11 protein-coding genes are annotated in these 25,448 nt (G+C 52.6%); 6 read left to right on the top strand and 5 right to left on the bottom strand.

Features of this window, described 5'->3' with window-relative positions:
- Positions 1–178 precede the first annotated feature (178 nt).
- Complete coding sequence (locus ACXYMU_RS00410; protein ID WP_458984369.1) at positions 179–3,652, bottom strand: class I SAM-dependent DNA methyltransferase; 3,474 nt, start codon at positions 3,650–3,652, stop codon at positions 179–181.
- A 360-nt stretch (positions 3,653–4,012) separates the two neighbouring features.
- On the opposite strand from ACXYMU_RS00410, the gene ACXYMU_RS00405 reads away from it, so the two are divergent.
- The 6 genes from ACXYMU_RS00405 to ACXYMU_RS00380 all read left to right on the top strand — a co-directional run bounded on the left by ACXYMU_RS00405 (position 4,013) and on the right by ACXYMU_RS00380 (position 15,392).
- Entirely contained in the window at positions 4,013–4,396 is a 384-nt protein-coding gene (locus ACXYMU_RS00405; protein WP_458984368.1) for a hypothetical protein, read from the top strand.
- A 1,186-nt stretch (positions 4,397–5,582) separates the two neighbouring features.
- On the top strand, positions 5,583–7,613 hold the full coding sequence (locus ACXYMU_RS00400; RefSeq protein ID WP_458984367.1) for an HYR domain-containing protein: 2,031 nt from the start codon (positions 5,583–5,585) through the stop codon (positions 7,611–7,613).
- Positions 7,614–8,119: 506 nt separating this feature from the next.
- Positions 8,120–11,554 (top strand): PVC-type heme-binding CxxCH protein, encoded by a 3,435-nt coding sequence (locus ACXYMU_RS00395; protein ID WP_458984366.1) that lies wholly within the window; start codon positions 8,120–8,122, stop codon positions 11,552–11,554.
- A 333-nt stretch (positions 11,555–11,887) separates the two neighbouring features.
- Positions 11,888–12,895: a formylglycine-generating enzyme family protein gene (locus ACXYMU_RS00390; protein WP_458984365.1), complete on the top strand. Its 1,008-nt coding sequence runs from the start codon at positions 11,888–11,890 to the stop codon at positions 12,893–12,895.
- 27 nt (positions 12,896–12,922) lie between these two features.
- Entirely contained in the window at positions 12,923–14,242 is a 1,320-nt protein-coding gene (locus tag ACXYMU_RS00385; protein WP_458984364.1) for a Gfo/Idh/MocA family protein, read from the top strand.
- A 121-nt stretch (positions 14,243–14,363) separates the two neighbouring features.
- Positions 14,364–15,392, top strand: coding sequence for an FAD:protein FMN transferase (locus ACXYMU_RS00380; RefSeq protein WP_458984363.1), 1,029 nt, complete (start codon positions 14,364–14,366; stop codon positions 15,390–15,392).
- A gap of 66 nt (positions 15,393–15,458) precedes the next feature.
- Here the strand turns inward: ACXYMU_RS00380 and ACXYMU_RS00375 are convergent, their stop codons facing one another.
- The 4 genes from ACXYMU_RS00375 to ACXYMU_RS00360 all read right to left on the bottom strand — a co-directional run bounded on the left by ACXYMU_RS00375 (position 15,459) and on the right by ACXYMU_RS00360 (position 25,231).
- Positions 15,459–16,382 (bottom strand): hydroxypyruvate isomerase family protein, encoded by a 924-nt coding sequence (locus tag ACXYMU_RS00375; RefSeq protein WP_458984362.1) that lies wholly within the window; start codon positions 16,380–16,382, stop codon positions 15,459–15,461.
- A gap of 133 nt (positions 16,383–16,515) precedes the next feature.
- Positions 16,516–19,872 carry a VCBS repeat-containing protein gene (locus ACXYMU_RS00370; protein WP_458984361.1) on the bottom strand — a complete coding sequence of 1,119 codons (3,357 nt, stop codon included), beginning with the start codon at positions 19,870–19,872 and terminating at the stop codon, positions 16,516–16,518.
- Between the two features lie 314 nt (positions 19,873–20,186).
- Positions 20,187–22,043, bottom strand: a complete 1,857-nt coding sequence (locus ACXYMU_RS00365) for a RagB/SusD family nutrient uptake outer membrane protein (protein WP_458984360.1) — start codon at positions 22,041–22,043, stop codon at positions 20,187–20,189.
- Between the two features lie 11 nt (positions 22,044–22,054).
- Positions 22,055–25,231, bottom strand: coding sequence for a SusC/RagA family TonB-linked outer membrane protein (locus ACXYMU_RS00360; RefSeq protein ID WP_458984359.1), 3,177 nt, complete (start codon positions 25,229–25,231; stop codon positions 22,055–22,057).
- Between the last annotated feature and the right edge of the window lie 217 nt (positions 25,232–25,448).

The raw sequence follows: 25,448 nt of genomic DNA, 5'->3' as shown, positions 1-25,448 counted from the left end.
TCCAGATTTCTCACTTCGTTCGAAATGACAAAGGGTATGCTACCTCACCTTCAGCTGTCATCTCGACCAGCGGGAGAGATCTGGGGTTATAGGATAGGCTATACTCCAGATTTCTCGCCAAGGCTCGAAAGGACAAAGTGGGGGGAGGGCTTGGGGTGGTTTTGCGTGGCATGGCGAATTACCGCGCATACTGCTCCTGCTCGGTTTTCCTTAACAGGCCCAGGCCGTGGAGCGTTTGCAGCAGGCTGTCTATTTGCTGGAGACGCTGGGGTTGCTGGGCTTTGCCTGTTGGCTTAAACTGCTGCAGCAGTTCCTGCGCGGTGGCGGGGCGCTCGTGCAGCTGCAGGGCGCGTTGCACGGCCTGTGCCTGCTCCGACAGGTTTTTAGGCCAGGCCAGTTGCTCTTTGGCGGTTGCGGTGGCGGCTTTGCCTTTCTTTTTGCTTTCCATACCCAACTCGCCTTGCTGGGTGCCTAGCGGGTTCTGGTAGGCGGGGCGGAGCCAGCGGATGTGGCCGCGTGCTTCTTCAGCAGAACGCTCTTTGTTCAGGGCTACGAGGCGCTCGAGTATCTCTTCTTCGGGGAGGTTGGCGGGCCAGCCATAGGCGGCGGCTACGGCGGCATCCAGCTCCTGGTGCAGCTGCAAAAGTATACTTACCAGCCCCTGCTCGTGGGTTTTCTGCTCTTTGGGAGTAAGCGCCTCGCCCGACCGCAGTTTCTCCAGCACGTTATACATGTCGGTGATGGTGAGCGTGGGGTGCTGCGCCTGCCGCTGCTTGCGGTGCGCGTCCAGCTGCTCGGCTATACCTCGGATCTGCTCCTGCTGTACTTCGGTAGCGGTAGGGAAGGGGAAGGTTTCGAAGCAAGTTGTTTTTACATATACAGGTCTATCTTCTAAGGTACTGCCTGCTGCTAAAACCCATTTTTGATGTATAGTGCTAGATAAGACTCCAAAATGAAAAGCATCATTGAGTGCTATTGCTATAAGTTTATTATCAGGAAGTATGGACTCGTCTAAAAGTGTGAAAAATCTATGTTTTGAAGTTTCTACTGTAGCAATAAATCGGCCTGTACCTTTGATTGCTTCTCTTATTTCTGGTCGGGTTCTTCCAAACGTCCACCAATTCTCACTAATACTTTTATCTCTGTTTTGATCACGTTCAGGCTTTACATGATTATAGATGTGTTGATAGATTTTTGGGTATTTTGAACGTGATTGCTCGACTGATAGTCCATAAAAATCTATCACATAAACATCACGATTCTTTGCCGTTAAATCTCTGCCATTCATGTATGGTCTTATTACTCTGACTGATTCAGAATTCTCAGTATAATCAAAATTACTTATCTGATTCTTTTCTAATATAAAGCCAGCTCCAAACAACATAACTCCTCTACTACTCAAATTAGAATTTGATTTAAGCATTTTGGAGTTTATCACCTCAGCTCCTATCCGAAAGTCAGCATGGATTTTTCCAGCTTTTTCATGAAAGGTGACTTCAACTTCCATACTAGACGTTCTAGTTTCAGATGCAACAGTTAGAAGCCTACCTATAGAATCTCCCTTTTCTGCCACACTCATAGCAATTTCTACAGCTGCACCATCCGCACTATCAACCCACGGATGGTCAGGTATAGCAAGTGTGATGGAGAGCGGCGGATTTGCCTGCATCTGCGCCTCAATCACACGGCGGTTAAAGGTCTGTTTTATACTATTGGTGGTGATGAAGCCAAAGCGTTCAGCCTTACCAGCTCGAACAATTTCAGCGGCTTTATGCCACCAATACATCACGAAGTCTGCACTCTCCGGCACAGCACCTTTGTATACTTTGCGGAGCGCTTCGGTATAGCCATCTCCCAAAGCCTCGCGCATACGGGCAGGGCCTATAAATGGCGGGTTGCCTACAATAAAATCGGCTTCGGGCCAGGTGGCGGGTTTGGGGTCGAGGTAATCGTAGGTGATGGTGCGGGCGGTTTCGTCGGGCACTTCCTGTCCGGTAACCGGGTGCGTTTTGGTACTGTGGCCATCCCAGCGGGTAACGGGCTGGCCATTGCTGTCGAGACGTTCTTTGCGTTCGGAGTAGCTCAGCACCGCGTCCTGCTGCTTTATGTTGCCGTACTCGCGCAAAATAGGATTGCTCAGGCGGGTGGCCGAGCCATGCGCCCGGAAGTGCCATTGCAAATACCCGATCCAGAGCACCACGTCGGCGATGGCCGCTGCCCGTGGGTTAACCTCCAGGCCCAGCAACTGCGCCGGGGTTACGGTATAGCCGCCTGTCATATCGAAGCCCAACTGGCGCGGGAAATGGTCGAGGTACTCAGTTACTTCGCCCTCCAGCCTTTTGAGGTGCTCCAGGGTTACGTACAAAAAGTTTCCGCTGCCGCAGGCCGGGTCCAGTACGCGCACCGAGCACAAACGGCGGTGGAAGTTCTCTATCTCCTTGCGGGCTCCGGCTTCGTCGCCGTTGTCTTCCAGTATAGCCGAGGCGGTTCGGGCTGCTTCCCACTCTTCGCGCAGCGGCTCAATAACGGTAGGCATTACCAGGCGCTCCACGTAGGCGCGGGGCGTGTAGTGGGCACCCAGCTTGTGGCGCTCGCGCGGCTGCAAAGCCCGCTCCAGCAGCGTACCGAAAATGGCAGGCTCCACGTCGGCCCAGTCGGCCTCGGCGGCCAGTATAAGCAGGTCTAGTTGCGCCTCGGTGATGGGCAGCGCCTCGGGGTCTTTAAACAAATAGCCGTTAAACTGCGGGATAACCGTGCGCAGGGCCGGGTCGAAACCGCCCCTGTCCATACTTTGCCAGAGCGCCTTCAGGGCATCGGGGAAGTAGGTTATACTTTGGCGGTAGTCCTGCAGCAGTTTGGTAAACGAGTTGTCGGGCAGCAGCTGCACGTCTTCGGCAAACATGGTAAACAAGCAGCGCATCAGGAATCCCGACACTTGCTCCGGTGTATAGCCGGTCTGCTCCAAAGAGGCCGCCAGTTTCGCCAGCCGCTCGGCCAGCGCACGCGTTACACGGGCAGCGCGACGGCTCGGGTCCAGCTCCAACGGTTCCGTGAAGAGCAGGTGTAGGCGCTCGCGCACTTCTTCGCGGTGCAGCTCGTCGAGGGTAATTCTGTAGTTCTGCGGGTCCGGGAAAGGCACGTAGGTTTTGCCCTGCCTCGCAAAGTCGGCATACAAATCAATGCAATAGCCCACATCCACCACGGCCAGAAACGGAGGCCAGCCTTCGGTGGTCGGCAAGGAGCGGGCATAGCGCAGGGCCTGTTCCTTGGCCTTCTTCATTTCGCGGTCCCAGGTGCGGGTGTCGCGGGTGGCAGTGCCGGTTTTGGTTTTTGCCCGTTCCGCGCCCAGCATTTCGGCCTCGCTTATACTTGCCTTGTCAGCACCCTGCTTGGCCTCCAGCACAAAGCAGTCTTTCTTGTAGAGGTCGATAAAGTTGGTGCTGGTCTTGCCCTCGCCATCGTCAAACACCACGGGCCGCTCAAAAGTATAGCTTGCCTCGTGCACCTTGTCGGTGGCAGGTTGCGGTTTCTCCACGCCCAGCAGCTCGCACAGCTCGGTTAAAAACAGCTGGTAGTTAGCGCGTTCCGAAGCGCCGGAGGCTTTCCAGCGCGTGATGAAGTGGGCAACGGCAGGGGTATGGGTATGGAGCATGTGTTTGTTTTCAGTAGATAGCAGGATTTAAAGGTGCATTATAGGGAAAATAAGGCGAATAATATATCCCCTGCTCTATATCTCCAGAAAAATTTCTACTTGATCGCCATTCTTCTTAGCAGTACCTACTTATAGGTATTTTTTTGAATAAAAACAATTTAATTTTGCATTCACTCACAAGTCTATTATATTTATATCACTCCATACATATCGGCCGATTCTTGTATTATAGTTACCTCTTTGTCCAATCATACAGAGAGGGTTGCCCTACTATTTTATTGAATAGTTGCTGCCCTTAGCTATTCAGACCTTATTAATCCTATCGCCTTATTTATAGTTAAACCATTAATAAATATTAAAATGAAAATAAACAAACAATGCTTTTTTTATAAAAGTATAGCAGTCGCCACTTTTATAATATTCGGTATCTCAACAATATGCTGGAGCCAGTCTACTCCTCTCCCATCAAATCATCCTGTCAAAGTTGCGGCTCCACACTTGCCTCCAATATTAAGGCATGATGGAACAGGAAAACCAATTTATGGTGATAAATATGCTTATGATCGGGATAGAAATATCACACAATTGAAAAACTGGATAAAATTATACCCAGAAGAAATATCTGACTACAAGCGGGCAATAAATGACTACTTAAGCCACTCAGATGAAGAAGCCTTGTCTGGCAATGAAAAGGAATTATACCATGACCTGAAATCGCAATGGCTCATATTTAGTCAATTATAACTTTTAAAGTAAAACTATGAAAAATACTTATAAATCTTTACAAGTGCTTTGGCTGTTAGTTTTGGGATTAATAGCAACACGCAATAGTTCTTTAGCACAATGTATCACGCCATCAATAACTTCTATAAATAACTCTGGACCTGTTTGTGAAGGAGGTACGCTAACATTAAGCGCTGCCGGAACTGTGGGTGGGGTATCGTCTGCTTATGTACGAATGGCAGGAATTGGTGGTAATAGTGGTAATAGAGAGTTTGATGAACTGTTCTCATCAGGTGACAGAGCCGGTAAAATAGAGCGTATTTCCGAAACCATGTTCAATAGCATTGCTGCAGGCGGAGCCTCCGCCCTGCGTGATAAATATGACGTTCTTCTATTCACGTGGGCATCCTCTTCATATTTGAACGCCCCATGGACACTTATAGAGAATTACCTTGCATTAGGTGGCAGTGTTTTCTGGGAGGACCAGGTAAACATTACAGATTTGGCCCCAGGAGTTATTGGTAATCAGTATGACGGAAGCTATGGCTGCAGTTACGAACTGGTTTCTCCGGCGCCATTCCCTGAACTGATAGCAAACGGGGTAAATAGTTGTTTTATAAACCATCACCTTCAGGTTACCAACTGGCCATCTTGGATGCAGGTATACATAAAAGGTGCAGCCGGGGAAAACATGGCAATTGCTGGTATTCACCCAACTGGCGGCGGCCGATTTATTGTACAGGGCCCAGACCAAGACTTTCATGCAGATAGGGACGGTACCGGGGCACCTGAAAACCAATACCAGATCTTACTTAACCAACTTGATTTTCTTATTGCAGAACAAACAGGCATATCCTGGACAGGTCCTAATGGGTTTGTGTCAAATGCAGCGAATCCGGTTATATCGAATGTAACAGCGGCAAACGCGGGAGTATATACTGCCAGACTTACTAACATCACAGGTGGTGGCTGCTCTGCTACAGCAACAACTACTGTTAGTGTTATCAGTGCGCCTACAGCTACAATCACTCCCTCTGGCCCAACCAGTCTGTGCCCAAGTAACACCGTTACTTTAACAGCGAATGAGGGTACAGCTTATTTGTGGAGCACTGGCGAAACAACTCGGTCTATCACGGTAGGTACAGCGGCCAACTATTTTGTGAGGGTAACAAACACGAATACATGCTCCGCTACTTCAGCACCTATAATGGTTAGTGTAAATAATTCTTACTGCAACTCGGCACCAGTTGCTATTGCCAAATCAATTACTATCTCAGCAGATGATAATTGCGCAGGAAATGCCACAGCAGGAGATTTTAATGATGGCTCAACAGATGAGGATGGAGATGAGCTTGATTTTTCTGTTGTGCCGGTGGGGCCTTATCCTTTAGGTGAAACAACTGTTACGTTAACTGTAACCGATTCTAAAGGAGCTAGTAACAGCACTAATGCGACTGTAACTGTTGTTGATGCTTCAGCCCCTGTACTCTCTGCTGCACCAACTAACATTACCGTTTATACCGGAACAGATGCTTCAGGCTGTACAGCTACTGCTACCTGGGCCGCTCTAACCGCCACCGATAACTGCGGAACAGTTACAGTTGATTCTAACTACGAACCTGGGGCAACATTCCCAGTAGGAACGACAACCGTAACCTATACGGCAACAGACGACGCGGGCAACGAGGCGGAACAGCGCTCTTTCACGGTTACGGTAATAGACAACACGCCACCTACCATCAGTGCACCAGCAGCCATATCTCAGCATACAGATCCCGGTAGTTGTGGGGCAACAATTAGCGATCTGGGAAGTGCAACTTACGGAGACAACTGTGCCGGTGCTACTGTTGAAAACGATGCACCCGCTGTTTTCCCAATAGGCACCACCACCGTTACCTGGACCGTAACAGATGCCGCCGGGTACACCGCCACTGCCACGCAACAGGTAACCGTGACAGACAACGAGTTCCCTGAGCTGTCGCTGCCTGACGATATTGTAGTAAGCAACCAGGCCGGAAGCTGTGGTGCAATTGTTACCTACCTGCCTACAGCCACGGACAACTGCGCCGGGGTAACCGTGGAAACGGATATCCCTTCAGGGGCTACCTTTGCGGTGGGCACCACCACGGTGAACGTAACAGCAACAGACGCAGCCGGCAACGTATCCGCAGGCTCGTTCACGGTGACGGTGAACAATGATGCGCCGGTTCTAAGCAACATTTTACCAACTGACGCCGCTCCGATGCAGATCAACTCAGCCATGTCGTTTACAGCCTCTTGTACCGACAACAACCTGCAAAGCGCTTCCTGGAATTGGGGTGATGGCAGCAACTCTGTTGGCACGATCAATGGAACAGGACTTAGTGGCAGCCATACCTACAGTGCCACCGGCGTTTACACTGTTGGGCTAACCGTAACAGACGCTTGCGGCAGTACCGCGACTACTAATTTCCAGTACACGGTGGTGTATGATCCGGAGGGTGGTTTTGTAACAGGCGGCGGCTGGATAGACTCTCCGGCAGGTGCCTACAGGTCTGATGCCTCCAAAGCTGGCAAAGCGAACTTCGGCTTCGTGTCTAAGTACAAGAAAGGAGCCACCGTGCCAACCGGCGACACGAACTTTGAGTTTAAGGCAGCCGACCTGCACTTTAAGAGCAGCAGTTATGAATGGCTGGTTATCTCAGGTGCCACGGCCCGTTATAAAGGTGAGGGCACGATCAACGGCTTCGGGAACTACGGGTTTATCCTTGCGGCCACCGATGGCCAGGTGAACGGTGGTGGAAACGTCGACAAGTTCCGAATCAGAATCTGGGACAAGAACAACAATGATGCAGTAGTGTATGACAACAACCTGGGAGATGACGCAGACGATGCATTGGCAGAAACTATAATTGGCGGCGGCTCCATTGTGGTGCACAGCCCGATGAAAGGCTCGGCCAGCAACAAACTGGCAGCAGCCAGCAGCACGGCGCTTTCCGGCACCAGCTTCTACAGCTACCCAACGGCCTTTGCCGAGAAAACGACCATTGCCTTCCGGTTAAAGCAGGAGGAGCCCTTTATGCTGGAGGTGTATGACATGAAAGGTGCCTTGGTGAGGAAGCTAGCCTCAGGAACCGCAGAAGCAGAAAAGCTGTATGAGTTTGAGCTTCGCGGGAATGGCATGCCGCAGGGTGTATACCTGGTGCGCCTCTCTACCGCCTTGCAGGTGCGCAGCCTGAAAGCCGTGCTGAAACGCTAAATACAAGAAATATAACATACTAAAAGGCTGCCCGCTTGGGCAGCCTTTTTCATTTTTAATAAGGCAATATTCTGCTTTATACTCCCTCCTTTATACTCCGGGGAATCTAACCGCACATAGTGGAAGATTGTGATCTGTTGCCGGGAAACACGAGGATGCTACAAAGCCGCTTTTCCATAAGGTTGGCCTGCCCTTCTATGCCTCGCAAGCAAAGGCAGCGACGTACAGGTACTGATTATATAATATTGAAGCCAGGCAAACGGCCACCACCTTCCTATATCCACCGTTAAAAAAGCCCTACCCGCTCGCTGATAATCAGCAATTTATTGGCTGATTAATTTTAATTGCTTATCTTAAACGTATCAATCACGCTTATTACTGAACCATACCCGCTGGAGCCAATGTATCTGGTTTTGCTAAAACCATTTATGCATAGCCCCAAGCCCATAAAACGACTTGCTTCTACATACAGCACAGACTAATCATATTCCCGAGATACACTGCACATGAAAAAAACTGTTGTCAATCCCTTTATCAAAAACCCGAAGCAACTGTGTGGCGCCTTGCTCCTGGCGGTCCTTTCCTGGTCTGGCTGCAGCCAGCAGGAGGAAGCTGTAGACAGGCGCATCAAGCAGATAGAACCCGCGCAGGCGGCACAACTGGCCACCTCCATCGAGGGCTTAGTTACCCCCGAACTCAGCGAGGGGCTTTCGCTCCGCCTCTGGGGTTCAGACTCGCTCGTGGCCGACCCCATCTCGATTGACATCGACAACCAGGGACGCCTCTACTATACCCGCACCAACCGGCAGAAGAACTCGGAATTTGACATCCGGGGGCACCAGGACTGGGAGATTGGCTCGATACAGCTGCGAAACATAGCGGAAAAGCGGGCATTCCTGCACAAGGTGCTCGCCCCGGAGAACAGCGCCAAAAACGAGTGGCTGGCCGACATGAACAAAGACGGCTCGCACGACTGGCGCGACATGACCGTTGAAAAAGAACATGTATACCGCCTGGAGGATACCGACGGCGATGGCGTGGCGGATTTGTCGCAGTTGGTAGTAGAGGATTTTAACGACGAGGTGACAGATGTGGCGGGAGCCATACTGGTAGAGGGGGATGACCTGTTTGTAGGCGTGGCCCCGGACCTGTGGCGCATCAAAGACAAAAACGGCGACGGCGTGGCCGACGAGAAAACATCTATTTCGCATGGCTATGGCATACACGTGGGCTTCGGCGGGCACGGTATGTCGGGCTTGGAGATGGGCCCGGACGGCAAGATCTACTGGGGCATCGGTGATATAGGCTTCAGTGGCAAAGGCCCGGACGGCAAAGAGTGGAAGCACCCGAACAGCGGCGTGATTGCCCGGTCTAACCCTGATGGCAGCGACTTTGAGATTTTCGCCCACGGCCTGCGCAACACACATGAGTTTGTGTTCGACGAGTATGGCAACATCATCAGCGAAGACAACGACGGTGACCACCCCGGTGAGAATGAGCGACTGGTATACATCGTGAATGGCTCCGACACCGGCTGGCGCACCAACTGGCAGTTCGGCAAGTACCGCGACCCGGAAAACAACACCTACAAGGTATGGATGGACGAGAAGATGTATAAACCCCGGCACGAGGGGCAGGCAGCCTACATCACCCCGGCCATTGCCAACTACGTCAGCGGCCCGACCGGTATGCTTTATAACCCCGGCACAGCCCTGAGCCCGAAGTATAAGAACACCTTCTTTATCGCTGAGTTTGTGGGCAACCCCGCCAAGTCGGGCATCCATGCCTTTAAGCTGAAGCCAAAGGGCGCTACGTTTGAGCTGGGCGAGAGCGAGAAGATCATGAGTGGCGTACTGGCAACCGGCATCGACTTCGGACCGGACGGAGCCATGTACGTGGCCGACTGGATTGACGGCTGGGGCACCAAGGACCATGGCCGCATCTGGAAACTGGATGACAAAGACGGAGCGAACTGGGCAGAGCGGAAACAAACGCAACAGCTGCTGGCCGAAGATTTCAGCAAGCGCAAGGAGGCCGCCCTAGGCGAGCTCCTGAAAAACCCCGACATGCGCGTGCGCCAGAAAGCCCAGTTTGAGCTGGCAAAAAGAGGCAAAACCGGCGCTGAGGAATTCAGGAAAGCCATCAACCAAAAAGGCCATCAGTTGGCCCGTGTGCACGGCATCTGGGGTATCAGCCAATTGGCCCGCCAGGACAAGCAGTATGCCAAGGCCCTGCTGCCCCTGCTAAAAGACCAGGACCCGGAGATCCGGGCGCAGGCAGCCAAATGGATCGGCGACATCCGGTTTAAGGAAGCAGGCGCTTCCCTGGTGCCGGTGCTGAAAGACGAAAACAGCCGTGCCCGCTTTTTTGCCGCCGAAGCCCTGGGGCGTATCGCTTATAAGCCAGCGGTGCAGCCCATCATTCAGCTGCTGCAGGCCAACAACGATGCCGATGCCTACATCCGGCATGCAGGTAGCTTAGCGCTGGCCCGTATCGGGCAGTCCGCACCCGTTGTTGCATTAGCCAACCACCCATCGGCGGCAGTGCGCCTTGCCGCCGTGGTAACCCTGCGCCGGATGGAGCACCCGGGTATCGCCAAATTTTTGAAGGACAAGGAAGAGTTTATTGTTACGGAGGCCGCGCGCGCCATTCACGACGACCTCTCTATCAAAGATGCCCTGCCTGCCCTGGGCAATGTGCTCCAGGATTCCCGTTTCCAGCAAGAGCCCCTGTTGCGCCGCGCCATCAGCGCTAACCTGCGCGTGGGCTCACCGGAGGCCATGCAAAACCTGATCAACTACGCTACCCTGGAAAGCGCCCCGACTGCCATGCGCGCCGAAGCCATGGATGCCCTGAGCACCTGGCCCAAGCCGTCGGTGCTGGACCGTGTGGATGGCCGCTACAGAGGCCCTGTTACAAGAGACCCTGTATTGGCAGGCAACAAGGCCGCCGATGCGCTGCTACAGGTGTCGGACCACCGGGATGCCACGCTGCGGCTGAGTGCGGTGAAAGCCCTAGGTAAGCTCCAGGTGAAAAAGGCCTCCCCTCAGTTGTTCGCCCGCCTGAAAAACGACAAGCAACCGGAAGTGCGGGTGGCAGCCCTGAAGGCGCTAGCCCAGCAGCAGGATGCCCAGATAGGCCAGGCCATTGAGCAGGCTATCTCAGACAAAGACAAGGTGGTGCGCATAGCTGCGCTCGACATGCTGCGGCAGACCGACATCCCCGAGGACCTGATGGTTTCGCTGCTCACGGACGTGATCAACAAACGAACGCCGGAAGAAAAGCAAGCCGCTCTCCTGACCCTGGGTAGCCTGCCTGTAGCGCAAACGCAGCCCGTATTCGAGACGCTGCTTACCAAAATGGAGAAGGGCCAGTTACCAGCAGAGATACACCTCGAACTGGCAGACGCCATCGACAGCACCCACTCGGCTACGCTGTCCTCGCGCTACCAAAAGGTAAATGCCAGCCTTACCTCAGCAGCAGGAGGAGCCGCCTCTTTTGAAGGCAGCCTGCATGGGGGAGATGCCGACAGGGGCAGAAGGATTTTCTTCACCCACCAAACGGCCCAGTGTATCCGCTGCCACTCCTACGACGACATGGGCGGTAATGCCGGCCCGCGTCTGAACGGTGTGTCTAAAAGGCTCACGCGCCCGCAACTTCTCACCGCCCTTGTAGAACCTAGCGCCCGCCTGGCGCCTGGCTACGGCATCGTGACGGTAGAGCTGAAGAACGGCAAAACCATAAGCGGTATCTTGCAGGGAGAGCAAAAGAACGGCATCTTGCTGAAGGTAGGTAGCCAGCCAGACACCCTGGTGCAGCACAACGACATCGCCAAGCGCATCAATGCCGCCTCCAGCATGCCGAATATGCAGCACCTGCTCAGCAAAAAAGAAATACGCGACGTGGTGAGTTTCCTGGCCACGCTGAAGGAAGAGAACTGATAGCTAGCGGTTGAAATACCCTGCGAGGCAGCTATTTGGGTGTATACCTGCTAGCTGCTTCGCAGGGCCTCTTGGGTGATAGTCTGTCCGATGATACCCAGCAGAAATCAAGCGTTTAAAACCCACTCCCTGCGGCTTGCCATAAGAATGCCACAGCATACTTATTAATGGTGAAACATCTTGTTTATATTATAATAATTTCCAATATTTATACAAACTTCACTATTCGCTTTTTTTAATTATCGCTTTGTGGTACAACGGCTTAGGTTCACGCAAGCCTTTCAGTTGCGATTGGATAACTTAAGTTTTTGCCCGGATAAAATGCTAACGTACATGCACCTTTTGAATATTTCCCGGAATGTCCTGCCCCGCCTGATTGGCATATCCCTGCTAGTACTTGTCGCTCATGCCGGCTTCTGCCAGCAGGCTGACGAGAAAAATTACACCCAGGCTATACCCGGCACAAAACTGGCCTTTGACATGGTAGCCGTACCCGGCGGTTCTTTCCAAATGGGCAGCCCCGATACAGAACAGCAGCGAGCAGCAGACGAAGGCCCACAACACACGGTAACGGTTTCCCCCTTCTGGATAGGCAAACATGAGGTTACCTGGGATATTTTCGAGCCTTTTGTATACAAGGATTATGAGATCACGCAAAGCAATGGCAACGTGAGTGCTGCCGTGGATGCCGTTACCCGCCCTACCAAGCCATACCTCGACATGACCTTTGGCATGGGCAAGGAGAACCACCCGGCCGTAGGGATGACCCAATACGCCGCCATCCAGTTCTGTAAATGGCTGTATGCCCGCACCGGCGTTTTTTATCGCTTGCCCACAGAGGCGGAGTGGGAGTATGCCAGTCGGGCGGGCACTGCCACAGCTTACAGTTTCGGGGACTCCCCCTCATCACTCGGGGAGCATGCCTGGTTTAAAGCGAACAGCAACTCAAAAACGCACCCCGTTGGCAGCAAAAACCCAAACGCCTGGGGCCTGTATGATATGCACGGCAACGTGGCGGAATGGACTATGGACCAGTATATTCCGGATTATTACCAGCAACTGAAAGGCAAAACAGCTGAGAACCCGCTTGCCACCCCTACTAAATTATATCCTCATGTGGTTCGAGGGGGCTCTTTCAAAGACGAGCCAGGAGCCTTGCGTGCCGCTAACCGCGAAGGGTCGGACCCTAAATGGAAACGGATTGACCCGCAGATCCCCAAGAGCAACTGGTGGTTTCCGGAAGCTCCTTTCGTTGGCCTCCGGTTGGTGCGCCCGGTTACACCGCCCTCGCAAGCAGCCATCGACGCTTACTACAATCAACAACCTACCCCCGACTATTGATATGTACCATTTATAAACCCATCCCCCATGAAAGAAAATGACGCAAACAAACGGCGCGAGTTCCTAAAAACTTCGGCTATTCTGGCCGGAGGCGCGATGCTCAGCCAAATGCCGCTCGCCGGAGCCTATGCTGCTGGTAAAGGCACCATCAACATTGCCCTGATTGGCTGTGGTGGCAGAGGCACCGGCGCCGCATTTCAGGCGCTTGAGACGCAGCACGATGTACGGCTCGTGGCTATGGCCGACGCTTTCCAGGACCGCCTGGACGCTAGCTATAAAAACCTGCTGACCAAGTTTGGCAAGGAGAAAGTAGATGTGCCGGACAAACGAAAATTCGTGGGGTTTGATGGGTATAAACAAGCTATTGCCAAGGCTGATGTCGTGTTAATGGCAACTCCTCCTGGTTTCAGACCGATACATTTCGAAGAGGCAGTTCGGCAGAACAAGCATGTGTTCATGGAAAAGCCCGTAGCCACAGATTCTCCGGGCATCCGGAGAGTGCTCGCCGCTGCCGAAGAGGCGAAAAAGAAGAAGCTGAATGTGGTGGTGGGCCTGCAGCGCCGCTACCAGAACAACTACCGCGAGACGATCAAGCGCATAGAGGACGGCGCCATTGGCGATGTAGTGTCCGGGCAGGTCTACTGGAACAGCGGTGGCGTTTGGGTGCGCCCTAGAGAGGCTGGCCAAACCGAAATGGAATACCAGATGCGCAACTGGTACTACTTTAATTGGCTGTGCGGCGACCACATCACAGAGCAGCATGTACACAACATTGATGTGGCTAACTGGGTTAAGAACAGCTACCCGGTAACAGCGCAGGGTACCGGAAGCCGCTTCCAGCGAACCGGCAAAGAGTATGGCGAGATCTATGACAACCACACTGTTGAGTTTGTGTATGCCGACGGATCTGTGATCCAGAGCCAGTGCCGCCACTTCGAGGGTACGCAAAACCGGGTGGATGAAAGCTTCCAGGGCACCAAAGGGAAGGTATACCTCTCCGCTAACAACGATGGAAAGATATGGGACCACAAAGGCAATGTGCTCTACAACCACGATGGCGCAAACGACCCGAACCCATACCAGGCAGAACACAACGAACTGTTTGAGGCCATAGCTGCCGGGAAGTATAAGTTTGCAGATGCGGAGCGTGCGGCGAAAAGCACCATGACCTCCCTTTTAGGCCGGTATGCCACGTATTCGGGCCAGACAGTGAAGTGGGAAGACGCCTTGAACTCTGATATCAGCCTGATGCCTGATGCTTATACCTGGGATACCTTGCCGAAGATTCTTCCGGAGTCGAATGGCTTTTACCCGGTTGCCATGCCGGGCAAAACAAAAGTAATTTAGCCCCCTGGGGCTTGCATGGGTTGCTTCCGGAGAATAATTCAAAGTCTCCGGAAGCAACCTTTTTTGTTTGTACCTGCACTCGCAGCAGGAAACCACCCTTTCATTCTCAAAGCGCTGATTTATGCGGTTCGCCCTCTTTTGCTTGCTTCTGGCTTTTACCCCCTTTCTGTACAGGCAACAGGCAGCAACCCCCTTTCATATTCGTGGTTTTGCCCAGGGCACTACGTATCAGGTCAGCTACTATGCCGCGGATAGCCTTGTATCCAAGGCGGAGATCGATTTTGTGCTCGCTCAGCTAGACAGCTCCCTTTCGCTCTACAAGCCCTATTCCCTCATCAGCCAGTTTAACAGATCCGAAAAAGGCCTACGTGTGGACAAGCACCTAAAGCAGGTCGTGCGGAGGGCCAAACAGGTTTCCGCGCAAACAAACGGAGCCTTCGATATCACGGTACAGCCGCTTGTGCAGGCATGGGGGTTTAGCGCTTCTCCAACTACCGCACTTCCTGACTCTGCCACGGTGCAGGCACTGTTATCCTGTGTTGGAGATGAAAAGATAGCCCTGCGTGGCGCTTTCCTGACAAAAGCATCTCCCTGTGTCCGGATTGATGTGAACGGCATTGCTCAAGGCTACACAGTCGATGTGCTGGCTCACCTTTTAGAACAGCGTGGTATCCGCAACTACTTAGTAGAGGTGGGAGGCGAAGTGCGGGTAAAAGGCAGAAAACAGCCCGACGGCAAACTGATGACCATTGGCATAGAGGGCCCGGCCACCACCACCCTTTCCGAGGATACCTATCCGATTCAGCGTTTGATGAGCCTGCCGGAAGGTGCTGTCACCACTTCCGGCAACTACCGCAAGTTTTTCCAGCACGGAGGGCGTAAAGTGTCCCACTTAATTAATCCCAAGACGGGCTATCCGCTGGAGAATGAACTGATCAGTGTAACGGTTTGGGCAGCAGATGCCATGACTGCCGATGCCTACGACAACGCCTTGATGGGTATGGGTCTGACAGAAGCGTTGCAGTTCGTGCAAAAGCGGAAAGCACTCGAGGCCTATTTCATCTACCACCGCCCTGACGGATCCGTGGCAGACACTGCCACATCTGGCTTCTTTAAGTTTACCCCTTTCCCTTCGACTCATGCCAATTGAGCGGAGTGCAGGCAACTAACTCCAGAAGCTGCCTGCACCTTCGCCCATGCTACTTCAGCGGCAGGTCTAAATCTGCATAAAACTATCTACCTCACGGTAAGCCTTGATCAGCGCCTGCTCGCCTGCTTTTTCTTTGCCGGCTACCCCGTGCTCCATCCCCACGATACCCTGGTAGCCTTTTTCATGAATATGCTTAAATATATTCTTGTAGTTTATCTCTCCTGTAGTGGGCTCTTTTCTGCCCGGGTTGTCCCCAACCTGGATATAGGCGATTTCATCCCAGGTCAGGTCCATGTTCCGGATCAGATGCCCCTCATTTTTTTGCATATGATAAGCGTCATACAGGATTTTGCAGGAGGGGCTGTTTACCGCTTTGCAAATTAAATAGGTCTGATCGGAGGTGCGCAGGAACAGGTTCGGCGAGTCGCTGAGCGGCTCCAACACCATCGTGATGCCGTGCGGCTCCAGTATTTCGGCGCCTCTGCGGAGTGCCTCAATCACGTTGGCTGTTTGTATGCCCTCAGGCAGGTTGCGCTCAAAATCGCCAGGCACCACTGTCACCCACTTTGCGTTTACACGCTTGGCTACATCCACCGCACGCCTACATCCGTCTAAAAAAATATCGACATGCGCCTGCTTGCCTGCCGCCAACGTGTTTTGCGAATTGCCTCCTTTATCAACCACAAAAACGCCCATTGTCATTCCCAGGCGCTGCAGTTCTTTCCCTATTTTTTCCTGCTCGCTTACGGGCCTCCCCATCATGCCGTTGTCCTCCAGCGCCGTAAAGCCCTGCTCCCGCATAAAATTGAGCTGCTTGATAAGGTCATCCCCTGCCAATGATTTGAACATGCCAAAGTGCGGGGCATACTTCAGGTTAAAGGATTTTGCGGCTTTTGGCTCAGGGGCATACGGTGCCCCTACGGCCGAGGCACCAGTGGTCAGGGCTAGCGTTCCCAGCAAACTACTCTTGATAAATTCGCTTCTTCTCATATGCAAAAGTGGTTAAGGCTGCCAAGGCAGCGGTTAAAGTTCCTTGCTATTGTGCGGCCCTTCTTGCAAGCACGCAACCCACCTTTTGGTGGCACCTGCAAAACGGTGTTCAATTAAATGGCGGCCGCCTTTCTCATGGGCGTAATTTATACGCCTTCAGGCCCTGCTGATTCATCCCGAACAGCCAGGTGTTGTTCACCTGTATAATGCTCCGTACATCTCCCTGCAGCTTCAACCCAGACTTTGACTGCGGCACATACTCAAAGCCTCCTTTGCCATTCCCTTGCAGCAGCATGCCGTAATTCGCGTCGTACTTCCCGAAGCGTAGCCTTGCCTGGTTCATGTTCCCTCCCAGCAGCAGGTCCTGGTGGCCGTCGCCGTTATAGTCTAAAGCGGCGAGTGCATACACGGGCGCATACTGTACCTCCAACGGCAAGGGCTTTTGCTGCAGTTTCCCGTGCGCGTTGCTTTCAAAATAGGTGGTTTGCAGGTGGTTTGCCTTCAGGTGCTTTGCGCCGTCTAGTTCGTCCTCCGTGAAGATGTCTTGCAGTGTCGCGTCAGCATAGCTCTTGTAATCGGTGAAGCGCGTACGCATGCTGCTCATCTGATCCAGCAGTTCGTCGCGCGTTACGTAAGGGTAGCTTTTGCCCTGCATGTAAAATGTAAGGATAGGATCAACAGAGCCATTTGCATCAAAATCTTTATAATGAAGCTCTACAGGCTCTTGCTCGGACGCTCTCATCTGGGCATTCAACCCCAGATTCCCAACGATCAGATCCGGCTTCCCATCCTGATTAAAATCGTCTATCAGCAGCTTGTTCCACCAACCCCTGTATTTTTGTCTGAAGTAAGTGCTGGTTACATCCTGCAGTTTGTCTCCGGCAGCGGCAAAAACCATAATGGGCATCCATTCCCCTACTACAACCAACTCTGGCTGCTCATCACCGTCCAAGTCGTGCCAGACGGCGTCAGTCACCATACCGATGCGCTGCAGTTGCGGGGCTATCGCTTTCGTCTTGTCCTCAAACGCCCCTTTGCCGTTGTTTAACAGTATGTAGCTTTGTGGCGTTTCCGGGTATGCGCCGGGCACCACACGGCCACCCACAAACAAATCCATAAACCCGTCCCCGTTCAGGTCGGCTGCCCGAACACAGCTGGTACTTACATGCATGGCAGGCAATGCCTTTGCACTCTTGGTATAGTTGCCTTTCCCGTCGTTCAGGTATACCCTGTCCTGCAGCAAGGCGTCCTTTGGCGTGTAATGGTGATACCCGCCACTCACGACATATAAATCCGGGGCCTTGTCGTTGTTGATGTCCACAAACAGGGCCTCTACGTCATCGCTCATTTTGTCAGCTTCAAAGGCTGGCACGTTTTGGGGTATGAAATTACCTTTGCGGCCTTGCAGGTAAAGCTGGCCTGCCTGCCCTGCGGCTCCCCCCACAAACACATCTTCCAGGCCATCCCCGTTTACGTCGGCCTTTGACAGGCAAGGTCCTGCAAAAGACAAGGGGTTTACTAACAGTGGCTGCCGTTTAAAGTCATTTATACCGTTGTTCAGGTGTGTGTAGGCCAGCGGTGGCTTCGCCTCAACGAATAGCTGCGCAGCGGGCCTGGCAGGCATATACATTTTGTTCGCGTCCTTTTCTGAAACCAGCAACTGCTGGTTGGCCTGCACGTTGCGCAATATTTGCTGCTTGCCGCTCTGCCACACAATGCGCAGCGAGTCTACCGCAGCATCCGAACCAAGCCCAAAGTGCAGGATGGGCGACACACTGGACTGGTACCCCCTGGATAGCATGAGCTGCTGGTATTGTTGCTTGCCCTGGGTATAGAGCGTTGCAGTAGCCCCTATGCCAGCCGTGTTTTTGCCCGCGCCAGCTAACCTCAGTTGCAGGTAATGGTGGCTCAGGTGCTTATTGGCCTGGTTCTGGTAAATAAAAGCCGGTTGATTGATATTGTTGATAATCAAGTCAAGGTCACCGTCATTGTCCAAGTCGGCATAGGCGGCGCCATTGCTGTTCGAAGGGGAATCTATACCCCAGGCAGCCCCCTTTTTCTCGAACGAGAGCCCCCCGTTATTTTTGTAGATATAGTTGGTTACATTAGAGGAGGGCATTTTGTTCACTAGCTCCAGTACATGCGCCCGGCCCATATTACTGCCCTGTTGCTGCACAAAGCTGCTCATGTACTTCATGAAATCCATGTTGGTATAATCCCGCTGATAGCCGTTTGTGATGAACAGGTCTTTCCAGCCATCATTGTCGTAGTCGGCCACGAGCGGGGCCCAGCTCCAGTCAGTGTTGGACAAGCCTGCTAACTGGCCCGCTTCGCTGAACGTGCCGTTGCCGTTGTTCAGTTGCAGCATGTTCCGCATATACTGGTAATGAAAACCCGATTTTAGGCTAAGATCAAACTTCTCATAGTTGTCCGGGGCGAAAAGCAGTTTTTGCCTCCGGTTGTCCTCCGGCAGCATGTCGAGTGTAAAAATGTCCGGCAAGCCATCGTTGTTAATGTCCGCCAAATCGTTGCCCATCGAGAAGTGCGAGGTATGGCCCAGGCTTGTTTTAAGTTGGTCAGTGAATGTGCCGTCACGGTTATTGAGATACAGGAAATCAGGAATGTCATAGTCGTTGGAAACATAAATATCGGGCCAGCCATCGCCATCTATATCAGCTACCCCAGCCCCCAAGCCATACGAGAGAGAGGATGACTGAATACCTGCGGCCGCTGTGATGTCCTGAAAGTGGCCTTCGTCGTTTCTAAAAAGCCTTGCCCCCCGTTGCGGGTCTTCTGTGCGGAGAATCTCAGCCGTTGTCACCTCGTCCAGCAATGGCAATGACTCCGGGCTGTGGTTTAGCAGAAACATATCCAAATCCCCGTCACGGTCCAGGTCAAAGAAAACAGCCTGTGTGCTATTCGAGGCACTCGCCAGGCCGTACCGGGCAGCCTGCTCCGAGAACGTAGGGATGCCGTCCGCAGAGGCACCTTCATTGATAAAAAGCTGGTTCTGGCGGTTTTCCGGCCGCACCTTGCCCGAGTAGCAAACATACAGGTCCAGCAGGCCATCCCCGTTCACATCGGCCATTGTCACCCCGGTTGTCCAGGGGCTCTTGCGGCCTGCTACACCGGCACGCTCCGTCACGTCCTCAAACTGCAGGTTGCCTTTGTTTAAATACAGCCGGTTTTCTACCATGTTCCCGGTAAAGTAAATATCCTGTAGCCCATCGCCATTCACATCACCTACTGCCACTCCCCCCCCGTTGTAGAAGTACTCATACATGAGCACATTGGTGTTGAGGCCCTCCGTCAGGTTATTGGCGAATTTGACGCCCGTTTGGTCTGGCGACAATAAAGTAAAAAGCGGTGGCGATGCTATGGCAGGAGCTTCAGCATGCTTTTCCTCATGGTCCGACTTCTCCTGGCATCCTACAAATACAAAAAGGGCGGTGCAAAGCAGTATGGGTAACGTGTGGGTGTACTTGAGCATGAATGAACTGGTAATAATCTAGTGAAAGCAGAAAAAGTAGTTGCCGGAGAAACAAGAGAGCCGTAACGTGATGCCCGCCTGCTCCTTTAGCCTCTGATTTTACATAATTTTTATCGAAAAATATAGCATTGCGCCTCTTTAAGCTCTACTAAACCTGTCAAACGCTTGTTCAGGACCAATACCTTTAACTAAAATGTAGCTTTCAGAATCCGTCAGCACCCGCTTTTGCTATCAAAAACAAAATATGTTTTATATAAAAAATCTATGCTGGCACTTTAAGGCCAGCATAGATAGTAGGTAAAGCAGAGATGATATTAGTACCCTGGGTTTTGCACCAGTTTGTCGTTACGGTTCATTTCGTCCCGGTGAATCGGCAGGTAAAACATTTTATCGTTCCAGGCCCGGTTCTCAACACCTTTCCCAAGCTCAATCGGGTTGTATGTATAGGTGTAGTTGTCTGTGCTATGCTGATAAAGCGTCACGTTTTTGCCTGGCTTCAACACGCCTTTGATGTCGATGATGCGGGGCTGCTGGCTCATTACGCGTGAAGCGATCATCCAACGGCGAACGTCGTGGTAGCGCTGTTCCTCATAAGCCATTTCCACCCGGCGCTCGTTGCGGTACCGTTCCATCAGGGCATCACCTGTTTCGGTGACGGCAGGCATACCCGCCCGGAAACGCACTTTGTTCAGCCACTGCTGTGCCACTGCATCTTCACCAAGCTCAATGCTGGCTTCCACATAATTCAGCACAGCTTCAGTGTACCGGAAAAACGCCCATGGCACTTGCTGCCACATGTTCATATCCGTTAAATTCGGGCTTGGATCTACGAAGCGGCGCATGTAGTAACCGGTGCGGGTACCGTTCCAGTCCTCGATAGAGCTTTGACGGGTGTCAAGCCCAAAGTGGATTGTCTTCTGCCCGTTTGCGCCAATCACCTCGTATTGCCCGGTCTGAATCTGGTTTGCAGGGTCTGTCGTCGTGAACCTTGGCTTCCAGTCAGAGCCGTCGTAAAGCACTGTCGCCTTCAGGCGCGGGTCGCGGTTGGCGTAAGGGGCTGCCCGGTGAGCCGGGTTATCCCAGCTGAACTCACTGCCGTCCATCATCTCATAATCATCCACCAGATCCTGCAGCGGCGTATTACCCGCCCAGTTACGATAGCCGTTCGGACCGTTGAACAAGCCAATGCGGCCGCCGTTCTCATTTTTCGACTGTATAAAGTTTCGGCCAAAGATCATGTCCTGCTCCCCGCCATTGCGAAACAGGGACACATTGACGTAGTTCTGCGTGCCTTGCTCTGCGGACACGGGTGCAGACAGGTTCAACTCATACCCAAGGCCGGGGATGTCCAGTACGGCTTTGGCAGCTGCCTGCGCTTTTTGCCAGCGCTCTGTTTGGTTCCCGCTGACATACCCGATCAGTTCAGGCTTAGTAAAAGCGGCAATCGCGTCCGATTTTGCGCGAGCTGTAGGGATGTCGTGCAGGTCGGAAGCGGCATACAGCAATATGCGGGACTTGAGTGCCAAGGCTGCCACTTTAGATGCGCGCCCCTTAGCCATCGATTTGCCTTCTAACAGACCGGCCGCCTCATCGCAGTCTTTCACGATAAAGTTCACACTCTCCTCAAACGTGTTGCGGGGAATGGTATAATCATCCTCCCCCAAGGCGTATGACCTTTCCACAAGCGGCACACCACCATAGTAGCGCACTAACTGGTGATAGAGGTATGCACGCATGAACAATGCTTCGCCTAACAACCGCTCCTGCATGGCGGGGTTGTTGAACTTCGGGTCGCGCAGGTTCTCGATTGCCAGGTTAGACGCCCGGATGTGGCTGTACATGTTAGGCCAATTCAGGGTGTAGTTGATCCATCCCGGATCAGCCGGATTAGAGCGGGCCTCTGTGATGGTGTTGATACCCCGCCCTGGGTGCGTAAAGAGGGCCTCATCCGTCAAGGATGCCATCATCTGCTCATCAAACCCGCCATTGCCCAAGGCGGTGTAGAGGTTGGTTACAAAAGCCTCCGCAAGGGAGGCATCCGTCCAAACTACGTTGGAGGGTATCTGCGTCAGGGGTTGAGTATCCAGGAAATCATCGTTACAGCCGGTTGAAAGCACCAAAGCTGTTATGACTCCCCAAGACAAAGATTTTAATCTATTAAATTTCTTCATTTTGATTGCGCTTAAAATGTTGCTGTTACACCGGTGTTGATAATTCTGGACTGAGGGTAGTACTGCCCGTTCGAGTTCACGTTCTCAGGGTCATACACCTTTAGCTTGTCCCAGGTGGCCAGGTTCAGAGCATTTACATACACCCGCAGTGCGCTTAGCCCTACTTTGCTGCCTAGGGTGGCTGGCAGGGTATAGCCCAGTTCAATGTTTTTCAGTCGGATGTAATCTGTGCTTCTCATCCAGTAAGTGTTTCCTCCGGAATAATACTGGTTGCCACGATCGGCAATGCGCGGGTGCTCACTGCTCGGGTTATTCACCGTCCAGCGGTTCACATAGATGTCCTCTAAGAAGTTACCGATACTTCCCATTTCGCCGGTGCCCATCGTCATTACTGCGCCAGCTGACCCTTGGAACAGTACGCTGAAGTCGAAGTTCCTGAAGCTGGCATTAGCGTTTAGGCCTCCCTGGAAAGTAGGGATATCATTGCGGGGATCCCTTGTTCTGTCGTCTGGTGTGATCTTGCCATCCGGCACGCCGTTTGGTCCGGAGATATCCTTGTACTTCATGTCGCCTGGCCGCAGCGTACCAACGATGGCGCTATAGTCAAGGGCATTGGCGTCGATGTCAGCCTGGTCGACAAATATACCGTCATACTCGTATCGCAGGGCAGTGCCCATAGGCTTGCCGGTAGACCGTTGGTGGTCGGGGGCACCCGGTGCTTCATCCCAGAACAATACTTCGTTTCTGGCATATCCACCGTTGGCGCTGATCCTGAACGCCACATCGCCTACCTGGCCATTATAACCAATCAAAGCATCCCACCCCCGGTTGGCTACTTCTCCTATGTTCTCACGTGGCAAACTGATACCGGTGGTCTGGGGCACAGAGGCATTCCGGAACCACAGGATGTTCGTGCGTTTGTTATAGAAGACATCAAACTCAAAGTTGATCTTGCCTTGCAGCAACTGTCCGTCCATACCTAGGTTGGCATTACTTGCTACTTCCCAGGTGATGTTAGGGTTAGGCACCCGGTTTTCACGCAGCGTAGACACTTCCTGCCCGCCGATAATGTAAGTCCCGAACACGTTTGTGGAGAGGTAGTTGTAAGCGTTGCCCTCTGCCCCGAGGTTATCGTTACCCATCTGCCCCCACGAGCCACGCAGCTTCAGGTAGTTCACCACAGGGACGCTGTTCTTGAAGAATTCCTCCTCTGAGATCTGCCAGGCAGCCAGTACGCCTGGGAAGAATCCATAGCGAGTTTCCCTCGGGAAGATATCTGATGCATCGTAGCGCCACAGGAACTCCGCCATATACTTTTCCTTGTAGTTGTAGGCAAAGCGTCCGAAATGGCTTAGGCGTGCCCGCTCAGAGGCGTCACCTCCGTTGTTGCGCTCCAGGTTTCCACCTACGCTAATCTGGTCGATGGCAGGCGAGATAAAGTACCGGCGGTAAGCAGTAAAGCGGTCCCAATCGATGGTTTCCCGGTTTGTGCCAGCCATTACCGTTACGGCATGGTCGCCGAAGGTGCGGTCGTATGACAGGATACCACCCAGCAGGATATTAAGCTGCTCTTCGCTGGCCAGGTTCAGGTTAGGGTCTGCTGGCCCCCGGCGGCCAGAAGTGAGCCGTGGCGTTACGCCATCATCTTCGTAGCTTGTTTTGTCCCAAGAGTACAGGTACCATGGAATTTGCCATCTCTTCTGGCGGCGGGTCATTTTGTCAATTGCTGCCGTACCTGTAAACTTAAGTCCTTCGATCCAAGGGTTTGTGATCTCCACAGAGCCATTTGTTTGGAGGTAGTTGCGGTTGTCCCGGTCGTAACCTGTTTCGTTTGTGGTAATCACCACTGGGTTCTCACCGTTTTCAATGTCAGGTCCCGGTCTTCCATCAGGCCAGCGGGCTGGCGCTGTCGGGATACCACGCATCTGCATCCTGAAAATAGCCCCGGCCCCCACGGTTGGGAAAAAGCGGTTCTCCTGGCGCCCAAGCATTCCAACACTTGCTTTGATGTACTCGCTGATGGTTGCATCCAGGTTCACACGCAGGTCATACTGCTTATAACCTGTTGCAGAGTTTTTGTAGAATGCATCCTGATTCACATAGCCCAGTGATGTCAGAAAGCGGATGTTGTCATTGCCTCCCGTTAGCTGCAGGTTATGCTGCGACTGCGGAGACCATTCCTTCAACGTAGCTTTATACCAGTCTGTGTTCGGATGCGTCCATGGGTTAGAGCCATCTCTGAATTTCTTGAAATCCTCCGGCCCATAGTGTGAGTTAACCACAGATCCGTCGGGCAGGGTATAGCTACCGGTGTTGGCAAAAGCCTGTGTTGCCTCGCCCCACAAATGAACGGGCACGCGGTTGTAGATCTCCAGGTCATTGCGCATTTCAGCGAACTGTGTGGCATTGGCCAAGTCTGGTATAACGGTAGGCTGCGCAAAACCCTGATTAAAGGAATAAGAAAGTTTTGGTTTGCCGCTGGTGCCACGCTTGGTGGTAACCAGAATAACGCCATTGGCGGCACGTGAGCCGTATATGGCTGCCGAAGCATCTTTCAGCACGGAAATACTCTGAATGTCTGCAGGGTTGAGGCGCTCTATACCTCCTGCACGGGCTGGCACACCGTCAATCACGATTAAAGCCCCGTTCTCACCCAATGTGTTCGAGCCCCTTATCCGGATTACAGAGCCATCATACCCCGGCTCACCGCTTCTGTTCACGGCTACTACACCGGGCATACGGCCGGCAATAGAGTTGGTGATGTTAACCGCGGGCGATTTCTCCAGTTCGGATCCCTTTACGGCAGCAACCGAGCCTGTTACGGTCTCTTTCTTTTGTGTACCATACCCCACCACAACCACTTCTTCCAGTGCCTTTGCGTCTGTAGTCAGTTGCACGTTTACTGTGGTGCGGTTGTTAATGGGAACATCCTGCGGCGAAAAACCAATGTACGTAAAGACGAGCGTGCCATTGCCATTTGGCACGTTGAGCGTGTAAGTGCCATCCATACCGGTAGGGGCAGCGGTATTGGTGCCCTTCAGCAGAACCGTTACGCCTGGCAGCCCAATGCCTTTCTCGTCAGTTACTTTTCCCTTTACGGTTAGGCCTTGGGCGTGCGTTATCAAGGAAAATAGCAAAAGAGGCAATACCAGCCAGTATTTCAACTCTTTTTGTAAATTGTGTTGCATAGGTCATCTTGCTTTAAGGTTATAGAATGATAAAATATACTCTCGTTGTAGTTCGATAAAACCCACCAGACCGCACTCTAATTAATGTTGTAAGCACACTTAAAAGAGCACGCAGAAATTGGTGCTGTAGGTAGCAAAACTTAGGTTTTGTGCCTTCAGAATAAGCTTATTCAGAAAACTTGATGTTGATTGTTCATTTTACCAACCTTAGCAAGTG

Source organism: Pontibacter sp. CAU 1760, from assembly GCF_054482735.1.
Note: the sequence above shows the minus strand (reverse complement) of the source record. Positions and strands in the feature narration are given on the sequence as shown.

What these genes read in the sequence shown, in the direction of transcription:
- ACXYMU_RS00410 (WP_458984369.1), bottom strand. Translation starts at nt 3,652, where the DNA reads ATGCTCCATACCCATACCCCTGCCGTTGCCCACTTCATCACGCGCTGG.
- ACXYMU_RS00405 (WP_458984368.1), top strand. Translation starts at nt 4,013, where the DNA reads ATGAAAATAAACAAACAATGCTTTTTTTATAAAAGTATAGCAGTCGCC.
- ACXYMU_RS00400 (WP_458984367.1), top strand. Translation starts at nt 5,583, where the DNA reads ATGGTTAGTGTAAATAATTCTTACTGCAACTCGGCACCAGTTGCTATT.
- ACXYMU_RS00395 (WP_458984366.1), top strand. Translation starts at nt 8,120, where the DNA reads ATGAAAAAAACTGTTGTCAATCCCTTTATCAAAAACCCGAAGCAACTG.
- ACXYMU_RS00390 (WP_458984365.1), top strand. Translation starts at nt 11,888, where the DNA reads ATGCACCTTTTGAATATTTCCCGGAATGTCCTGCCCCGCCTGATTGGC.
- ACXYMU_RS00385 (WP_458984364.1), top strand. Translation starts at nt 12,923, where the DNA reads ATGAAAGAAAATGACGCAAACAAACGGCGCGAGTTCCTAAAAACTTCG.
- ACXYMU_RS00380 (WP_458984363.1), top strand. Translation starts at nt 14,364, where the DNA reads ATGCGGTTCGCCCTCTTTTGCTTGCTTCTGGCTTTTACCCCCTTTCTG.
- ACXYMU_RS00375 (WP_458984362.1), bottom strand. Translation starts at nt 16,382, where the DNA reads ATGAGAAGAAGCGAATTTATCAAGAGTAGTTTGCTGGGAACGCTAGCC.
- ACXYMU_RS00370 (WP_458984361.1), bottom strand. Translation starts at nt 19,872, where the DNA reads ATGCTCAAGTACACCCACACGTTACCCATACTGCTTTGCACCGCCCTT.
- ACXYMU_RS00365 (WP_458984360.1), bottom strand. Translation starts at nt 22,043, where the DNA reads ATGAAGAAATTTAATAGATTAAAATCTTTGTCTTGGGGAGTCATAACA.
- ACXYMU_RS00360 (WP_458984359.1), bottom strand. Translation starts at nt 25,231, where the DNA reads ATGCAACACAATTTACAAAAAGAGTTGAAATACTGGCTGGTATTGCCT.